Origin of the sequence: Arthrobacter sp. AG367 (genome assembly GCF_007828995.1) — a bacterium.
GTDB lineage: Bacteria > Actinomycetota > Actinomycetes > Actinomycetales > Micrococcaceae > Arthrobacter.
Genome location: NZ_VIVE01000008.1, coordinates 128,909 through 146,790 on the forward strand (window position 1 = coordinate 128,909; position 17,882 = coordinate 146,790).

Genomic DNA, 17,882 nt, shown 5'->3' on the forward strand with positions numbered 1-17,882 from the left:
TTCATGACCGCCTGGAACGAAGACAACGAGGCCTCCGGGTCGGACGTCGGCGCCGTCACCGTCCTGGAGGGTTCTTCGTTTTGCATATCGGCCGGAACCGGTGACATCAGCCCAGACGCCGGCACGAACGGCGCGTTCTTCCAGGACACCCGGATCATCTCCCGCTGGGTGCTGCGTATCAACGGCTCGATGCGGGAGCCGCTGTCTGCCCAGCGGCCGCATCCGTTCGAGGCCACGTTCGTTGGCCGTGCCGCGTGGCCCGGGGGCAGGTTCGACAGCCCGTTGGTGGTCCGTCAGGTCCGCCACATCGGGCCCGGCCTGCAGGATGACATCAGCCTGGAGAATTACGCGGCGGAGCCTGTTGAGTGCGACATCGAACTCCTCGTGGATGCGGATCAGGCCGATCTCTTCGACGTTAAGGGCGGGCGGACCACCGGCCCGGACGATACAACGCGCACCGTGGTGGATGGAAAGCTCATCATCGAGGCATCACGGCATGGCCAGCAGCGGGGCTCCGCCATCGGGGCACGGGGTGCAGAGGTGGACACAGACGGGTTGCGTTTTCACATCACCGTCCCTGCCCGGGGCAAATGGGCCACCAGCGTGATTGTGGTGCCGCTGGTGAACGGGGAGGCGCCGGAAAAGCCCTTCAAGGAAGGGCAGCTTCCGCACCACCGGGAAGGTGTGCGGCGGCATCTGGCCTGGGAAGAGAACGTCCCGCGGATCAGCGTCGAGGACGCAAGCTTCCAGAACGTGCTCAACCGGAGCCAGAGCGATCTTGGTGCCCTGCGGATCTTCGACGCCCATCACCCCGACCGCGCGGCCGTAGCCGCAGGTGCGCCCTGGTTCATGGCGTTGTTCGGACGGGATTCGCTGCTGACTTCCTACATGAGCCTGATGGTCAACCCGAACCTTGCGCTGGGCACGCTGCAGACCCTGGCCGGGATCCAGGGGAAGAAGGTTGACCCGGACTCAGAGGAGGAACCCGGCCGCATACCGCACGAGGTCAGGCTTGGTGTCACCGCCGGCCTGTCGTTGGGCGGCACCGCGTATTACGGCACCGTCGACGCAACCCCCCTGTTCGTCTCCACCCTGGGCGAGTTGAGCCGGTGGGGGCTCTCCCGGGATGCGATCCAGCCCTTGCTGGCGCACGCGGACCGGGCCCTGGAATGGATCGAAAAGTACGGCGACCGCGACGGCGACGGCTTTGTGGAATACCTTCGGCCCAACGACCATGGCCTGGTGAACCAGGGCTGGAAGGACTCCTGGGACGGGATCAACTTCGCGGACGGGACCATCGCGGAGGCGCCGATCGCCCTCTGCGAGGTCCAGGCTTATGTGTACTCCGCCTACCTGGGCAGGTCCTTGCTGGCCCACTGGAGCGGCGATTCGGGGCTGGAACAGCATTGGGCCGGAAAGGCGGCAGCTTTCAAGGAGGAGTTCAACAAGAAGTTCTGGCTGCCGGACAAGGGGTACTTCGCGGTGGCACTGGACAAGGACAAGCGGCATGTTGATGCGCTGACCTCCAACATTGGCCATTGCCTATGGACGGGGGTGGTGGACGAGGACAAAGCCACGTCCGTCATGGAGAACCTGATGTCCCCGCAAATGTTCACGGGCTGGGGCATCCGCACGCTGGCGTCGGACATGGGCGCCTACAACCCCGTCAGCTACCACAACGGCTCGGTGTGGCCACACGATACCGCGCTGGTGGCCACCGGGCTGATGCGCTACGGATTCGTGGACGAAGCCAGGCGGGTGGCCTTGGGCATCCTCGACGCTGCCGAGCACTTTGACGGCCGGCTGCCGGAACTGTTCTGCGGCTTTGACCGCGGCGAATTTCCCGGCCCCGTTCCGTATCCCACCGCTTGCTCACCGCAAGCCTGGGCTGCGGCCGCGCCGGTGCAGCTCGCCCGGATCCTGCTCCGGTTCGACCCCGTCTTCACCCGCGGGGTGGTGCACCTCGCACCGATCCTGCCGGAGTCCGTGGGCTCGTTCCGGGCGGAAAACGTCCTGCTGGACAGCAGCCGGGTGACCATCAGCGCCGCCGGATCCACCGGCACCATCGACGGTCTCCCGCCGGGGCTGAAACTCCTGGACGAACCGCGTCCGCCGCTGGCCTACCCGGTGGAAAGGGTGGGCGCCGGCGCGAACGCCAGCAGGCTGCACTGACAGCGGCGCTGCCAATCAAGGACCTGGACCGCTACGGCAGTGCGCGCTCCAGCACGAAATCATGCTCCACTGTGCTGCCCAGCCGGAAGGATTTGGTACCCACCCTCCGGAAGCCGGACTTTTCATAGAAGCGGATGGCGCGGGCATTCTGGCTGTTGACACCCAGCCATGCCCCGGCGCCGCCGGTCCCTGCAGCAGCCGCCAGGCTGGCATGCATGAGTTCGGCGGCGGCGCCCAGTCCGTGGTAGTCCGGGTGGACGTAGCATTTGCTGATTTCCACGGACGGCAGCAGGGTCAGGACGGACGCCACATCCGGATCCGCGGCTGGCCGGTCCACCAGCAGGCTGTAGCCGTTGAGCCGGCCGTCCGCGTCGATGACCAGGATGGTGGTGTCCGGGTCCGCGAGGTATCCCTTGAAGTGTTCCTCGCTGAGCGTGTTGGCCAGGTGCGCGGCGATGTCGGCAGGTGACGACGACGGCGGGCAGGCCAGCGGAAAGGTGACGGAAGCCAGGGCGGCGAGCGGGCCGGCGTCGTCCGTTGTTGCCCTGCGGATGGTGTGGGTCATGCGTTTCTTCCAGGTCAGGCGGTGAGGGTCCGGATGGGGGCGCCGGCGAGCCAGGCGGTGATGTCCTCAAGGGCGCCGCCGTAGAACAGCCGGTAGCTTTCCTGGGTGACGTAGCCCAGGTGGGGGGAGAGCACGGTGTTCGGCGCGGCCAGGAGCGGATGGCCGGCCTGAAGGGGCTCCTGGTCGAAGACGTCCAGGGCGGCGCCGCGGATCCACCCCTGGTTCAGCGCCGTGACCAGCGCGTCCTGGTCAACCAGCGGGCCGCGGGCGGTGTTCACCAGGATGCCGTCCGGGCCCAGCAGCCGCAGCTCGGCCTCGCCCACGGTGTTCTCGGACCGCGGGGAGAGCCGCAGGTGGAGGGTGGCGACGTCGGCTGCCGTGAAGAGCTCCTCCTTGGACACCAGCCGGGCGCCGGCCTGTGCGGCGTCCTCAGCCGTGAGGTTCTGGCTCCAGGCCACCACGTCCATGCCGAACGCCTGCCCATAGGCGGCCACCCGCCGGCCGATCTTCCCCAAACCCACGATGCCCAGGGTTTTGCCGGCGAGCTCCACCCCCACCGTCGACTGCCAGGTACCCGCCCGGAGCGAGTTTTCCTCCGCCGGCAGGTGCCGGGCGATAGCCAGCAGCAGGGCCCAGGTCAGTTCCGGCGCAGCGGAGGGCGAACCCGGCGTACCGCACACCGTCACCCCGTGTTCAGCAGCTGCCGCCAGGTCGATGGAGGCGTTCGCCATCCCGGTGGTGACCAGCAGCTCAAGCGCCGGCAGTTTTTCGAACACCTCACGGGGGAAGGCCGTCCGTTCGCGCATCGCGATGACCATGGTGGTGTCTGCCAGCGCCGACACCAGCGCATCCGGGGATGTGAAGGGCTCCCGGTAGGACGTCACGGTGACACCCTTCGCCTCCAGGGCCGCGAAGTCGGCGAAGCCGTGGGCCACGTCCTGGTAGTCGTCGAGGATGGCAAGGCGGTGCGTCATGGCTGTCCTTCGCGGTGTCCTACGTCCTTGGGTCACGTTCATCGTATGGCAGGGTGCCTGAAACTCCCGTCACGCCGGGCATGATAGCAATGGGAGTGATGAATCCACGCCCATTCCCGATTTTGCCCCTGTGAGCGGCCACGTCCTCTCCCGCGTCCCGAAGAGCTGGGTCCTGCTGGCCTGCATCGGCCTGCTGGCGCTGAACCTCCGCGGCCCCTTCGTCGCCGTCGCGCCCCTGGTGGACCCCATGCAGGCGGAACTGCACTTTTCGCCGGTCCTGCTGGGACTGCTCACCAGCATTCCGGTGCTCTGCTTCTCGCTCGCGGCTCCGCTGGCGTCCCTGGCCGCCCGGAAATTCGGGGCCGAGTTCGCGGTCACGCTGACCATCCTGGGCGTACTGGCGGGCGTGCTGGTGCGCTCCGCCGGGGGCCCGGTGCTGGTGGTGGCCGGCACGGTGGTCATCGGGTTGGCCATCACCGTGGGGAACATCGCGGTGCCGCTGATCATCCGCCGTGATTTTGCGCCGCGCCGGCAGGGGACAGCGATGGGAATCTACACCGCCGCCCTGAATATCGGGTCCTTCCTGACCTCGGTGGCCATGGCCCCGCTGGCGGCCGTGACGGGGTGGAGGCTGGCCCTGGCCGCCGTCGCCGTCCTGGCAGTCGCCGCGGTGGTGGTGTGGGTCCTGGCCGTGGGACCGCGGACGGCGTTCCTGGTATCGGGGGACGACGGCGGGGACGCGCCGCTGCCCCGGGCGGCCGGTTCGGGCTGGACCACCTTCGGCCTCACAGCCGGCTTCGGCGGCCAGGCGTTCTCCTACTACGGCGTCACGGCATGGTTGCCCAGCTACCTCCACGACGAGCTCGCCATGTCCACGTCCGAGGCGGGCGCCGCGTCCTCGATCTTCCAGATCCTGGCCATCGTGGGCGGCCTCGGCGTGCCCTTCGCGGCCAAATACATGAGTACGACGGCGGTGGCGGTCACCCTGGGTACGTTGTGGCTGGCGGTTCCCCTCGGGCTGCTTTTGCTGCCTGAGCTCTGGTGGCTGTGGTCCACGTCCGGCGGCATTGCGCAGGGCGGCGGCATTACCCTGATCTTCATCGCCATCATCAAGCTGGCACGCGACCAGGCTTCCGCCGGCCGGATGTCCGCCACCGTCCAGGGCCTGGGCTACTGCCTCGCCGCAGTGGCCCCGCCGCTGGTGGGCTTCGTCCACGACAGCTCGGGATCATGGACTCCCGCACTGCTGGTCATCCTGGTGTCGGTACTGGCCTTCTTCGTCAGCACTACCCTGTCTGTGCGGAAGGTGCCGAAAGGGCGCTGAGGCGGGCGTCCGCCGTCGAACGTTCCGCCGCTCAAACGCCCGCCCACTTTCTTAGGGAAAGTGAGCGGGCGTCTTGGTTTTCCCGCACCAAGTGAGCGGGGGTGTGGCGGTTGCTCCGTCGCCGGGCCGGCGCCCCGGATTTCGGGGGGCCTGTTGCGGAGGGCGTGCCGGCCCGGCGGACGGAAGTGTGTGGTGCTGGTCCCTGGCTAGGCTGCGGCCAGCTCCTCGACGGTGGCCTTTTCGCGGGCCTCGGTGAGGTAGCGGGCGTAGGCGGGGAGGGTGAGGAAGGACGGGAACTCACGGGCCAGCGTTACTTCTTCGAAGATGTCCCGGGCGTCCTCGAAGCGGTCGCCGTCGAAGCGCTCCAGCCGGGCGAATTCCTCGTCCAGGAGTTCCTCCACCCATTCGTGGCTGATGATCTCGCCGTGGTCCGTGATGGCCCGGGCGTAGATCCACTGCCAGAGCTGGGACCGGGAGATCTCGGCGGTGGCGGCGTCCTCCATCAGGTTGTGGATGGCCACCGCGCCGTTGCCGCGCAGCCAGGACTCGATGTAGCGGATGCCCACTTCGATGTTGTTCCGGATGCCCTGTTCGGTGATGGTGCCGGTGGTGGCGGCCACATTAATCAGGGCGCGGTCATCGGGGGTGACGTCCTCGCGGAGCCGGTCCAGCTGGTTGGGCTTGTTGCCGAGGACGCCGTCGAACACTTCGCGGCAGACGGGCACCAGGTCCGGGTGGGCTACCCAGGAACCGTCGAAGCCGTCGTTGGCCTCGCGGGTCTTGTCCGCACGGACCTTTTCGAGTGCGTTGGCGTTGGCTTCCGGGTCCTTGCGGTTGGGAACGGCCGCGGCCATGCCGCCGATGGCCATGGCGCCGCGCTTGTGGCAGGCCCTGACCAGCTGTTCGGTGTAGGCGCGCATGAACGGCTGCGTCATGGTGACCTGGCCGCGGTCCGGGAGGACGAAGCGGGGGCCGCGGGTGCGGAAGTTCTTGATCAGGGAGAAGATGTAGTCCCAGCGGCCGGCGTTCAGGCCCGAGGCGTGGTCGCGCAGTTCGTAGAGGATTTCCTCCATTTCGAAGGCCGCGGTGATGGTTTCGATGAGCACCGTGGCGCGGATGGTGCCCTGCGGGATGCCGAGCAGGTCCTGGGCCAGGATGAAGATGTCGTTCCAGAGCCGGGCTTCGAGGTGGTTCTCGATCTTGGGCAGGTAGAAGTACGGGCCCTTGCCCTGGGCCAGGAGACGGCGGGCGTTGTGGAAGAAGAACAGGCCGAAGTCCACGATGCCGCCGGCGATGGGCTGGCCGTCGATGAGCATGTGCTTTTCCGGCAGGTGCCAGCCGCGGGGGCGGACCACGATGGTGGGCAGGTCACCGGCGGGGCGGAGCTTGTATTCCTTGCCTTCTTCGCTGGTGAAGTCGATCCGGCGTTCCAGGGCGTCGGTGAGGTTCAGCTGGCCCTTGATGACGTTCCGCCAGGTGGGGGTGGAGGCGTCCTCCATGTCCGCGAGCCACACCTTCGCGCCCGAGTTCAGGGCGTTGATGGTCATCTTCTTGTCCACCGGGCCGGTGATCTCCACACGGCGGTCCTCCAGCCCGGGTGCCGGGGGAGCCACCCGCCAGGACGGATCATTCCGGATCTCCTCGGTCTCCCGCAGGAAGCGGGGGTCCGCCCCGGCGGCAATGTCGGCCCGCCGTGCCCGCCGTGCCTGCAGCAGCTCCTGCCGCCGCTCAGCGGTGGCCCGGTGCAGCTTGGCAACGAACGAGAGGGCGTCCGGAGTCAGCACCTCGTCCTGCCGGCAAATGGGCTGGGCGGTCAAGGTAATGCCATTGATCGTGAAGCTGTCAGTAAAGCTGTTCATCTCAGTCTCCTTAAAGACGAAAGGGAAGTTCGACGGCGGGTAGCAGCAGGGTGGCGACTGAGGCACGAGGCCGAGGAGCCGGTGTCGCGGCAGCCTGCGTAAAAGGGGCCCTGCGTCCGGCCTCGGCGAGTTCTACGAGCCCAAGACCGGACGTGGGGAATAGCAGGCAGAGCGATGCCGGTCCGAAGGCCGGACGGAAGCGCCGCCGTCGTAAGCGTTAGTGGAACTGGCCCTCTTCGGTCGATCCGACCAGGGCGAGGGTGGAGGCGTTGGGGTTGAGCGCCGTGGAGATGGTGTCGAAGTAGCCGGTGCCGACTTCGCGCTGGTGCTTGGTGGCGGTGTAGCCGCGGGATTCGGAGGCGAATTCCTTTTCCTGGAGCTCGACGTAGGCGCTCATGCCTTCACGGGCGTAGCCGTGGGCGAGGTCGAACATCGAGTAGTTCAGGGCGTGGAAGCCGGCCAGGGTGATGAACTGGAAGGTGAAGCCCATGGCGCCGAGTTCGCGCTGGAACTTGGCGATGGTGGCATCGTCCAGGTGCTTGCGCCAGTTGAAGGACGGCGAGCAGTTGTAGGAGAGCATCTGGTCCGGGAACTCGGCCTTGACGGATTCGGCGAACTTGCGGGCCAGCTCCAGGTCCGGCGTGCCGGTCTCCATCCAGATGAGGTCGGAGTACGGGGCGTAGGCCTTGGCGCGGGCAATGCAGGGTTCGATCCCGTTGCGGACCTTGTAGAAGCCCTCGGCGGTGCGCTCGCCGGTGATGAATTCCTGGTCGCGTTCGTCGACGTCGGAGGTGATCAGGGTGGCTGCCTCGGCGTCGGTGCGGGCAATGACGACCGTGGGGGTGCCGGCGACGTCGGCTGCCAGGCGGGCGGCGTTCAGGGTGCGGACGTGCTGCTGGGTGGGGATCAGCACCTTGCCGCCGAGGTGGCCGCACTTCTTCTCCGAGGCGAGCTGGTCCTCCCAGTGAACGCCGGCCGCGCCGGCCTGGATCATGGATTTCATGAGTTCGTAGGCGTTCAGCGGGCCGCCGAAGCCGGCCTCGGCGTCGGCGACGATCGGCACCATCCAGTCCTCGACCGTCTGGATGCCCTCGGAGAACTCGATCTGGTCCGCCCGGAGCAGGGCGTTGTTGATGCGGCGGACCACCGTGGGAACGGAGTTGGCCGGGTAGAGGGACTGGTCCGGGTAGGTGTGGCCGGAGTTGTTGGCGTCGGCCGCCACCTGCCAGCCGGAGAGGTAGATGGCGCGCAGGCCTGCCTTGACCTGCTGCACGGCCTGGTTGCCCGTCAGGGCACCGAGGGCGTTGGTGTATCCGCCGGTCTTGTGCTCCTCGGTGAGCTGCTTCCACAGCTTCTCCGAACCGCGGCGGGCCAGTGTGTGCTCTTCGGAGACGCGGCCGCGGAGACGGACGACGTCGGAGGCTGAGTAGTCCCGGGTCACACCTTCCCAGCGGGGGTTGGCGGCCCACTCGAGCTCCAGGGCGGCGGCCTGCTGTTCGGGCGTCTGCTGGGTGGGCTCAAATGCTGCGGTCATCGTTGATCTCCTTGATTGAGCTCCGGATGGGGTAGGTGGGAACCGCGCCGTTGAGGTTCCCGCCGGCTTTTCCGGTGCGGTGTTTCTTTCCGTAGCCACTACTTTTCAGCACTTCCAGCCGCCTTTCTAGAGAAAAAGGGTGGAAAGAAATGCAGTTCTTCACGTATTCTTCAGAAATGTCACCTTCAAGCTGGAACAGGGACGTTTCCCAGCCGTCGTCCACCGCCGCCCCGGAACTGGACGTCATTGCCCTGGGTCGCCGCGTCCGCCATCTGCGCAAACAAGCCCGGCTCACGCTCGATGACCTGAGCGCCGCCGTCGGCACCGCTCCCAGCCAGCTCAGTTTGATCGAAAACGGCAAGCGTGAACCCAAGCTGACCCTGCTCCAGCACCTCGCGGGGGCGCTCAATGTCACCATCGACCAGCTGCTGGGGGCCGAGCCGCCCAGCCGCCGCGCCGCCCTGGAAATCGAGCTGGAACGGTACCAGCGCGGTCCGCTCTACGAATCCCTGGACCTGCCGAAAATCCGCATCAGCTCAAGGCTGCCGCTGGATGTGCTGGAGGCCCAGGTGGGGCTGCTGCATGAGCTCGAACGGAAGATGAACGAGCAGGTGGCCACCCCCGAGGAAGCCCGCCGCGCCAACGGGGAACTGCGGGCCATGATGCGGGAACGTGGGAACTACTTTCCGGAGTACGAAGCCGAGGCCCAGAAGGTCCTCAAGGAGGTGGGCTACACCACCGGTCCGCTGAGCCAGCACGTCATCGCAGATATCGCCGCGCACCTCGGTTTCACCCTGCACCACGTGGGTGATTTGCCGCATTCCACCCGCTCAGTGACGGATTTGAAGAACCGCAGAATTTACCTGACCCAGAGCCAGCGGCAGGACCACGACCCCCGCTCCGTGCTGCTCCAGGCTCTTGGCCACTACGTCCTGGGCCACGAAACGCCCCGGAACTACGGCGACTTCCTGGCCCAGCGGGTGGCCACCAACTATTTCGCCGCCGCCCTGCTCCTGCCCGAGCAGGCCACCGTGGAATTTCTGCAAAAAGCCAAGGCGGCCAAGGAAATCGCCGTCGAGGACATCCGGGACGCGTTCGCTGTATCCTACGAGACCGCCGCGCACCGGTTCACCAACCTGGCCACCAAGCACCTGGGCATCACCACGCATTTCCAGAAGACACACCAGAGCGGCATCATCTACAAGGCGTATGAGAACGACGGCGTGAACTTCCCCCAGGACCATACCGGCGCCATTGAGGGCCAGCCGTCGTGCAAGGCCTGGACGTCACGTGCGGTGTTCGACGTGCCGGACAAGTTCAGCGCGTACAGCCAGTACACTGATACGCCGTCCGGGACCTACTGGTGCACCGCCCGTACCGAGCGCTCGGCCGCCGGGGAGTTCTCCCTGAGCATCGGGGTCCCGTACCAGCACGTGAAGTGGTTCCGCGGCCGGGAGACCACTGCGCGGGCCACATCCAACTGCCCGGATCCCACCTGCTGCAAGCGGCCACCAGCCGAACTGGCCACGCAGTGGGCCGGCAACGCGTGGCCCTCAGCGCGGGCGCACTCGCACCTGCTCGCCGCCATGCCTCCGGGAGCCTTCCCGGGCGTGGACGAAACCGAGGTGTACAGCTTCCTGCAGGCCCACTCGGGGAGCTGAACAACGCCCCATCACTTCTGGCAGCTTGTCGCTGAACGCCCGCTCACTTTCTTGGCCAAAGTGAGCGGGCGTCGGCGTAAGTGCTGCCAAACGTGAGCGGGCGTCGCCGTAAGTGCTGCCAAATGTGAGCGGGCGTTTTGGTTAGCCGTGCAGCGCCCGGTACGCGTCCGCCGCGGCCGGGTGCAGGGGGACGCCGGCGGTGTTGATGAGGCTTTCGGCGCTGAGGAACTGCACGCCCAGGCTGGACTGCGGGATCAGCTCGGCGGCCGAGTGCACCAGCAGCTGCACCGTCCGCTCCACGGTGGCATTGTCCAGGTCCCGGCGGCACAGGAGCAGGTTGGGAGCGCCCACCGTCCACACCGCCGGCACGCCGGGATAGCTGCCCTCCGGGATGAGCACGCGGTCGTAGATGCCGCCGTACCGCCGCCGCAGTTCCGGCAGCAGGCCGGACAGGTCCAGAAGGCCCAGGGCCACCTCCTGCTGTGCCGCGGCGATGGCGGCAGTGGGAACGCCACCGGACCAGAACAGGGCGTCGACGGCCCCTGCCTTGAGGGCGGCGATGCCGTCATTCAGGCCAAGGTTTTCGACGGCGGCGCTTCCGGCTGGCGGCGCAGCGGCACCTGCCGAGGTACCCAGCCCCGCCGCTTCGAACAACCGGGGCGTGGTCAGCGACGTGCCGGAGCCGGGCTGGCCCACGGCGACCCGGCGTCCTGCCAACCCGGAAATTTCCCGGATGCCGCTGTCCTTCCGCACCACGCAGTGGACATAGTTTTCATACACTTTGCCGACCGCGGCGATCCCGGCGGCGTCAGCGCCCGGCTCCTGGTTCGCAGCATCCGCCAGGGCCACAGCAAACGCTGCCCGTCCGGCCCGCAGTTCCGCGATGTTGTCCAGGCTTCCCCCGGTGGTCACGGCCCTGGCGTGCTGCGCCAATCCGTGGCGTTCCAGGGCAGCGGCCAGCAGGGTTGCGAACTCAAGGTAGAAACCGCCCGGTTCGCCGCCCGCCACAATGAGGCTCTCCGGCCGGTCCCCGCCGGTGCAGGCACTGAGCGCAGGCGGCAGGCATGCGGAGAGTCCGACGGCGAGGGCTGACTTGAGCACGGAACGCCGCCGCGGGTGGGAGGCAGCATCGCCCGGGGCGCCAGGTTCACGCACGGGCACCATCCCTGCCGGACCCAACTGCCAGCTGGGCCGCCGATGGGGTGGGGAACCGGATCCGGGCCGCGAGACCGTGGGGGGCCGCTTCGGCCAGCACCAGCCGGGCCCCGTTCGCGGCGGCAAGCTCGCCCACAATGGTCATGCCCAGTCCGGTCCCCGGAACCGAAGAGTGCCTCGGAGACCGCCAAAACCTGGTGGCAGCCGAGGCGCGCTCGGACTCCGAAAGCCCCGGCCCGTCGTCGGAAATCTCCACCACCACCGCGTCCTTTTCCGTCCGCACGGCAGCGGTGACGGTGGCGCCCGGGGCGTACTTGATGGCGTTGTTGAGCAGTTCGCCGGCCATCTGCGCCAGTTCTGCCGGGTGGCAGGCAACCAGTGCCGCCGGCTGCGGCGCCGCGGCAAGGACCAGCCGGCAACCGGCCTGCTCCGCCAGCGGTGCTGCCCGCTCCAGCTCCCCCTGGAGGATGGGAAACGGGTCCACGGGCTGGGCGGCCGCATGGTCTGCGGGAGTGCCGGACGCCCGCAGGTACCCTTCGGATGCCCTGTGCTCCGCGGCGGCGAGCTTCAGGACCCCGTCCAGGATCTCCTCCACCCGCTCAAGCTCCGCCAGGGCCCGCTCGGCGGCGTCGTGCTCGCGGGCGGTCTTCAGCTCGAGCTGGAGCAGGTCCAGCCGCAGCCGGAGTGCCCCCACCGGGTTCCGCAGCTGGTGGGACGCGTCCGAGATCAGCTGCCGCTGGGCCGCCATGCTGGCGCTCACGGTCCGTGCCATCGCCGTGAAGGACCGGCTCAGTTCCCGCAGTTCGGGCGGTCCGTCGTCCGGGAGGCGCCCCGCCCGCCCGGTCCGCTCCAGCTCGTGTACCGCTGAGTCCAGCCGCAGGACGGGCCGCAGCACCCAGCCGGTGACCCGCGCGGCGCCCACCAACAGCACGGCGGCCAAGGCAAGCGCAGCGATACCCACCGCGAGCCACCGCTCCCGGAGCTTTTGCTGCGCCGTGCCGGCGCGGACGTCAAGGACCACGGCGCCCAGGACCTGGCTGGCACTGCCGAAGGGCCTGAAGATGACGCGGGAACTGGAACCGAAGGGCTCCAGCGGTTCCAGGGATGTGTTGCTCACGTTCAGCCGGGCAAGGGACAGGGCATCCTGCACGTCGGACCGCCCTGCATCCAGGCCGCCGGACGCCAGGATGTCCTGCTGGACCCGTACTACGATTCCTTCCCCGTAAAGCCCGGAATAGGTGTCCATCTCCCGCTGCAGCCGCACGGTGTCGCCGTCGCCTGCGGCATCAAAAGCGACCTGCGCCAGCCGGTTCAGGGACGCCGCCCGGTTGATCTGGAGTTCCTGCGTCAGCTCGCGGGAGGCAGACCCCAGGATGGTCCCCGAAATCAGGAAGACCACCACCAGGCAGAGCACGCTGAGGACGCCCAGCACCCGGAGCCTCATGCGCCGGCCGCCTCCACCCGGTAGCCCACCCCGCGGACATTGATGATGAAACCGGGTTTCTGCAGTTTTGCCCGCAGCCCGGTGAGGTGCACGTCCAGGGACCGGGAAGAGGCCAGGAACGCATCGCCCCACAGGGCGTCCAGGATCTGCTCACGCGTGACCACAGAGCCGGCATGCCGTGCCAGCAATGCGAGGAGTTCGAATTCCGTGGCAGTGAGGGGGAGCGGGTCACCTCCCTTGGATGCGGTGCGCCGGTTGAGGTCGATGGCAAGGTCGTCCAGGACAATAACGTCCTCCTGTGGTGTCCCGCGGCTCCGTCCCGCCCGCCGCGTCACGGCTTCAATCCGGGCCAGCAGCTCCACCAGCTTCACGGGCTTGACCAGGTAGTCGTCGGCGCCGGAGCGGAGCCCGAGCACCACGCTGCGTTCGTCGTCGCGGGCGGTCAGGATCAGGATGGGCACGTCGGTGACCTGCCGCAGCTTGCGCAGCACCTCCAGCCCGTCCATGTCCGGAAGCCCCAGGTCCAGGAGGATCACCTGGAAGTTCCGGTGCGAGAGCAGCGCGTCCGCACCCCGGGACAGCCGCTGCGGGTGATGGCCGGCGCTTTCGACGGCGGCGGTCAGGGCACCGGCCATGGCGTCGTCGTCCTCGACGATCAGCACGTCCATGGCCATCTTCCTTGCTGTAGTGCGGGGTCCGGTTCACCCCCGCTTGGTGAGATTACCGCGTGCCGGCCCGATTTGCCCGGCTGCAGCGGGGAGAACAGCGGAGCCGGGCGCCGAATCCTAAGGAAGTGTTAGGAAATGCCCCACGACGTTGGTTGTGCGGTGGATCACCCATACCGTGGATGAGGCCCTCCGCTGCCGGAGGCCGCCGTCACTACAAGGAGGAACTCGCCGATGAGCACCCAACAGACCGCACCCCCATCGGAGGCAGCCCAGACCCGACGGGCCGTGGGCAATATCCTGAAGGGCTCCGCCGGCAACCTTGTGGAATGGTACGACCTCTACGTCTACACCGTCTTCGCCGCCTACTTCCAGGCCCACTTCTTCAACTCCAAGGACGAGCTCCAGGCCGGCCTCGAAGCGATGGCCGTGTTCTCGACGTCGTTCCTCATGCGCCCCATCGGCGCCTGGTTCTTCGGCCGGTACGCGGACCGCAAGGGCCGCAAGGCGGCGCTCACGCTCAGCGTCACCATGATGTCCGCCGGTTCATTCGCGATCGCGGTGCTGCCGACGCAGGACGTGATCGGCCTGTGGGCCATGATCCTGCTGGTGCTCATCAGGGTGATCCAGGGCTTCTCGGTGGGCGGTGAATACGGCACCAGCGCCACCTACATGTCAGAGGCGGCCACCACTAAGCGGCGCGGATTCTTCTCCAGCTTCCAGTACGTCACCCTGATCGGTGGCCAGATGCTGGCCCTGCTGGTCCTGGTGATCCTGCAGAACGCCATGCCCAAGGGCGACCTGAACGAGTGGGGCTGGCGGATCCCCTTTGCCATCGGCGGCGTGGCGGCCCTTATCGTCCTGTGGCTGCGCCGCTCCATGGAGGAGACCGTCTCCGCCGAACAGATCAACGCCGCAAAGACTCCCGCCGTGGCCGGCCAGGCCCAGCCGGGCACCATGAAGCTGCTGTTCACCGGCTACTGGAAGCCGCTGCTGGTCTGCATTGGCATCACCCTTGGCGGCACCGTGGCCTTCTACACCTACACCAACTTCATCCTGAAGTTCATGAACGATACGTCCGGCATCGCCAAGACCGACACCTCCGTGATCAACTTCTGGGCCCTGTTCATCTTCATGCTGCTGCAGCCCGTCTACGGCATCATCTCGGACAAGGTGGGCCGCAAGCCCCTGCTGCTCTGGTTCGGCATCACCGGTGTGCTGTTCACCTGGCCGCTGCTGTCCACGCTCGCCGGCACCAAGGATCCGTTCACCGCGTTCCTGCTGATGATGGGCGGCCTGTTGATCGTGGGCGGTTACACCTCCATCAACGCCCTGGTGAAGGCCGAGCTTTTCCCGGCCTCCATCCGCGCCCTGGGGGTGGGCCTGGGCTACGCGATCGCCAACTCCCTCTTCGGCGGAACCGTGCCGTTGATCGGCGCCGCCTTCCAGAAGTCCGGACGGGAGGACCTCTTCTTCACGTACGTCACGGTGGCGATCGCCATCTCGCTGGTGGTCTACATCTTCGCCCTGAAGAACAAGAAGGCCACGCACCTTGACGCCGAACAGGGCCACGCATGGGCATCCAACGCGGCCGACGGCGAAGAGCGCGTGGGTGCCGGACGGTAGCCTTTAGCGGCACCCGGGGGCCAGCTCCCCAAGGAGGCGTACGACGGCGGCTGCCAGGCCGCCGTCGTACGCCTCCTCCGTGTCCGGCCGCCAGGGGCCGGCTCGGTGCCGCCCACCAACTGTCCGCCCAGGCGGGCGGACTATATTGGGCCATGTCAGCCACCACCACAAACGCGGGAGTCTGCACCCATGGCCAAGGAACTTGCCACCCAGCTCATCGAACAACTCCAGGCTGCCGGCGTGCAGCGGATCTACGGGATTGTGGGTGACAGCCTCAACCCGATCGTGGACGCCGTCCGCCAGACGGGTGGCGCCGCGAAGGGCGGCATTGACTGGATCCACGTCCGCCATGAGGAAGCGGCCGCCTTTGCCGCGGCTGCAGAGGCGCAACTCACCGGCAAGCTGGCGGTCTGTGCCGGATCCTGCGGCCCCGGGAACCTGCACCTGATCAACGGCCTCTACGACGCCAACCGGTCCGGCGCACCGGTGCTGGCCATCGCCTCGCACATTCCCAGCAAGCAGATAGGCAGCAGCTTCTTCCAGGAAACCCACCCGGACCGGCTGTTCAACGAGTGCTCGGTGTACTCGGAGCTGGTCAGCACCGCGGAGCAGGCGCCCCGCGTGATGCACAGCGCCATCCAGCACGCGCTGGGACTCGGCGGAGTCGCCGTCGTGACCCTTCCAGGTGACATCGCCGGCCTGGAAGCCACGGCACCCACGCCGCTTCCCGCCACGTTCCGGCCGGCCAGCCTGGTCCCGGACCCGGCAAGCGTCCAGTCGCTGGCGGACGCCATCAACGACGCCGGGAAGGTGGCCATTTTCGCCGGTGCCGGCGTGGAAGGCGCCCACAGCGAGCTGATGGCGCTCGCGGAGCTGGCGAAGGCGCCGGTGGGGCACTCGCTCCGCGGCAAGGACTTTGTCCAGTACAACAACCCGTTCGATATCGGCATGACCGGTTTGCTGGGCTACGGTGCCGCGGCGGAGGGGATCGAGGACGCGGACCTGCTGATCCTCCTCGGCACGGATTTCCCGTATGACCAGTTCCTGCCCGACACCAGGACCGCGCAGGTGGACCGGGCGGCGCACCGGCTGGGCCGCCGGACGGACGTGGACATCGCCGTCCACGGCGACGTGCTCCCCACCCTGCGCGCACTGCTGCCGCTGGTGAAGGCGAAGAAGAGCCGCCGGTTCCTGGACCAGATGCTCAAGAAGCACGACCGGCTGATGAACAAGGCGGTGGGCGCCTACACCCGCAAAGTGGAGAAGAAGCAGCCCATCCACCCGGAGTACGCGGCCTCGCTGCTGGACCAGGTGGCGGCGGAGGACGCCATTTTCACGGCCGATACCGGCATGTGCAACGTCTGGACCGCGCGCTACATCAACCCGCTGGGCACCCGCCGGCTGATCGGGTCCTTCCTCCACGGCTCCATGGCCAACGCCCTCCCGCATGCCATCGGGGCCCAGCTGGCCAACCCGGGCCGCCAGGTCATCTCGGTTTCGGGTGACGGCGGGCTGTCCATGCTGCTGGGCGAGCTGATCACCGCGGCCGCGTACAAGCTGCCAGTCAACGTGGTGCTGTTCAACAACTCCACCCTGGGCATGGTCAAGCTGGAGATGCTGGTGGACGGGCTGCCCGACTTCGGCGTGGACGTGCCGGACGCCAACTATGCGGCCGTGGCCAAAGCCCTGGGCTTCCATGCCGTGCGGGTGACCGATCCTGCGCAGATCGAGTCGGCGTACCGGGAGGCCTTCGCCCAACCGGGCCCGTCACTGGTGGAGCTGATCACCGATCCCAAGGCGCTGTCCATCCCGCCGAAGATTTCCGGTTCCCAGGTGATCGGGTTCGCTACGGCCATGTCCAAGGTGGTCCTGAACCGAGGGGCGGGCGAGGCCGTGAGCATGGCCCGCAGCAACCTGCGCAACATCCCCCGGCGCTAGCCACACGTCGAGCTCGCCGGGAACTGCCGGGTTCGCCGCAAATTCCCGGCGATCTCGAGGGTTTCCGGCGAACCCGGCGCGGGGAGATCGGTTCTACCGGGCGCCGCCCTGCCAGAGGGCGTCGAACGGGGCGCCGGAGGCAACACGGTTGCGGATGCCGGCGGTGACGAAGTCCTTTGCGGTCCGTGCAGCCTCCAGCGGGCTGGCGCCCTTGGCCAGCTCCGCGGTCACGGCCGCGGCGAGTGAGCAGCCGGCACCGGAGACGGCAACTTCGCCCACCTTCGGGGCGGTGAGGACTTCCAGGGTTTCGCCGTCGTAGAAGACGTCGACGGCGTCCGGGCCGTCCAGCCGAACCCCGCCCTTGGCAAGAACTGCCGCGCCGCTGAGTTCGTGGATGCGGACGGCGGCGGCCTTCAACGACTCGATGTCGGTGATTTCCAGGCCGGACAGGGACTCCGCCTCGAAGTGGTTGGGCGTGACGAACGTTGCCAGCGGCAGGATCTGCGCCTTCAGGGCCCGGTCCGTGTCCAGCGCGTGCCCGGGCTCCTGGCCCTTGCAGATCAGCACCGGGTCCAGGACAACGTTGGCGAAGCTGTTCTCCTGCAGGGCAGACGCCACCGTGCTGATGGTCGCGGGGCTGCCCAGCATGCCGATCTTCACGGTGTCCAGGGCGGAAGGGGCGCCCGACGCCGGACCGTACGCCGCCGTCGTCGCCTCCAGTTGGTCGGCAATCACCTGTTGGTCCACCGGCACGAAGCGGTGGTTCCAGCTGTCCTTGGGGTCGAAGGACACGATGCAGGTCAGGTTGGCGATGCCGAAGACGCCCAGTTCCTGGAAGGTCTTCAGGTCCGCCTGCGCGCCGGCGCCGCCGGTGGCTTCGGAGCCGGCGATAGTGAGGACGACGGCGGGGCCGGCGGCGGACAGCGTTGCGTCAGGGGTAGCGGAAGTCATGCACCCATCCTGCC

14 protein-coding genes are annotated in these 17,882 nt (G+C 67.7%); 5 read left to right on the forward strand and 9 right to left on the reverse strand.

Translation table 11 applies throughout. The annotated features are described in order from the left end of the window. Positions 1-3: 3 nt before the first annotated feature. The gene (locus FB478_RS17940) at positions 4-2,172 is read left to right on the forward strand and encodes a glycogen debranching N-terminal domain-containing protein (RefSeq protein WP_056392194.1); all 2,169 of its coding nucleotides are present in this window, start codon (positions 4-6) and stop codon (positions 2,170-2,172) included. A 31-nt stretch (positions 2,173-2,203) separates the two neighbouring features. Here FB478_RS17940 and FB478_RS17945 read toward each other — a convergent pair whose 3' ends face one another. Further along, the gene (locus FB478_RS17945; protein ID WP_144601221.1) at positions 2,204-2,737 is read right to left on the reverse strand and encodes a GNAT family N-acetyltransferase; all 534 of its coding nucleotides are present in this window, start codon (positions 2,735-2,737) and stop codon (positions 2,204-2,206) included. Positions 2,738-2,751: 14 nt separating this feature from the next. Continuing rightward, entirely contained in the window at positions 2,752-3,711 is a 960-nt protein-coding gene (locus FB478_RS17950; RefSeq protein WP_134165161.1) for a D-2-hydroxyacid dehydrogenase family protein, read from the reverse strand. Positions 3,712-3,841: 130 nt separating this feature from the next. Between FB478_RS17950 and FB478_RS17955 the strand changes: the two genes are divergently transcribed. Continuing rightward, positions 3,842-5,035, forward strand: a complete 1,194-nt coding sequence (locus FB478_RS17955; RefSeq protein WP_018771875.1) for a CynX/NimT family MFS transporter — start codon at positions 3,842-3,844, stop codon at positions 5,033-5,035. A 206-nt stretch (positions 5,036-5,241) separates the two neighbouring features. On the opposite strand, the gene aceB is transcribed toward FB478_RS17955, so the two are convergent. From aceB to FB478_RS21430, 3 genes are all read right to left on the reverse strand, one after another. Then, positions 5,242-6,894, reverse strand: coding sequence for a malate synthase A (aceB, locus tag FB478_RS17960; protein WP_144601222.1), 1,653 nt, complete (start codon positions 6,892-6,894; stop codon positions 5,242-5,244). Positions 6,895-7,111: 217 nt separating this feature from the next. Beyond that, positions 7,112-8,428, reverse strand: coding sequence for an isocitrate lyase (gene aceA / locus FB478_RS17965; RefSeq protein WP_018770809.1), 1,317 nt, complete (start codon positions 8,426-8,428; stop codon positions 7,112-7,114). Continuing rightward, on the reverse strand, positions 8,412-8,540 hold the full coding sequence (locus tag FB478_RS21430) for a hypothetical protein (protein WP_261377443.1): 129 nt from the start codon (positions 8,538-8,540) through the stop codon (positions 8,412-8,414). Before FB478_RS21430 ends, aceA begins: the two co-directional genes overlap by 17 nt. Before the next feature lie 37 nt (positions 8,541-8,577). Between FB478_RS21430 and FB478_RS17970 the strand changes: the two genes are divergently transcribed. Continuing rightward, positions 8,578-10,089, forward strand: coding sequence for a helix-turn-helix transcriptional regulator (locus tag FB478_RS17970; RefSeq protein ID WP_056392189.1), 1,512 nt, complete (start codon positions 8,578-8,580; stop codon positions 10,087-10,089). A 141-nt stretch (positions 10,090-10,230) separates the two neighbouring features. On the opposite strand, the gene FB478_RS17975 is transcribed toward FB478_RS17970, so the two are convergent. From FB478_RS17975 to FB478_RS17985, 3 genes are read right to left on the reverse strand one after another with little or no spacing between them, the layout of a single operon-like run. Then, positions 10,231-11,253 (reverse strand): TAXI family TRAP transporter solute-binding subunit, encoded by a 1,023-nt coding sequence (locus FB478_RS17975; protein ID WP_144601223.1) that lies wholly within the window; start codon positions 11,251-11,253, stop codon positions 10,231-10,233. Beyond that, complete coding sequence (locus tag FB478_RS17980) at positions 11,237-12,688, reverse strand: HAMP domain-containing sensor histidine kinase (RefSeq protein WP_144601224.1); 1,452 nt, start codon at positions 12,686-12,688, stop codon at positions 11,237-11,239. Before FB478_RS17980 ends, FB478_RS17975 begins: the two co-directional genes overlap by 17 nt. Continuing rightward, positions 12,685-13,356, reverse strand: a complete 672-nt coding sequence (locus FB478_RS17985) for a response regulator transcription factor (protein WP_026266003.1) — start codon at positions 13,354-13,356, stop codon at positions 12,685-12,687. The genes FB478_RS17980 and FB478_RS17985 overlap by 4 nt, the downstream gene beginning before the upstream one ends. 231 nt (positions 13,357-13,587) lie before the next feature. On the opposite strand from FB478_RS17985, the gene FB478_RS17990 reads away from it, so the two are divergent. Then, positions 13,588-14,979: an MFS transporter gene (locus tag FB478_RS17990; RefSeq protein ID WP_144601225.1), complete on the forward strand. Its 1,392-nt coding sequence runs from the start codon at positions 13,588-13,590 to the stop codon at positions 14,977-14,979. A 189-nt stretch (positions 14,980-15,168) separates the two neighbouring features. Then, entirely contained in the window at positions 15,169-16,917 is a 1,749-nt protein-coding gene (locus FB478_RS17995) for a pyruvate dehydrogenase (RefSeq protein ID WP_144601226.1), read from the forward strand. Between the two features lie 93 nt (positions 16,918-17,010). Here FB478_RS17995 and FB478_RS18000 read toward each other — a convergent pair whose 3' ends face one another. Then, entirely contained in the window at positions 17,011-17,868 is an 858-nt protein-coding gene (locus FB478_RS18000; protein ID WP_144601227.1) for a hydroxymethylpyrimidine/phosphomethylpyrimidine kinase, read from the reverse strand. Positions 17,869-17,882 lie beyond the last annotated feature (14 nt).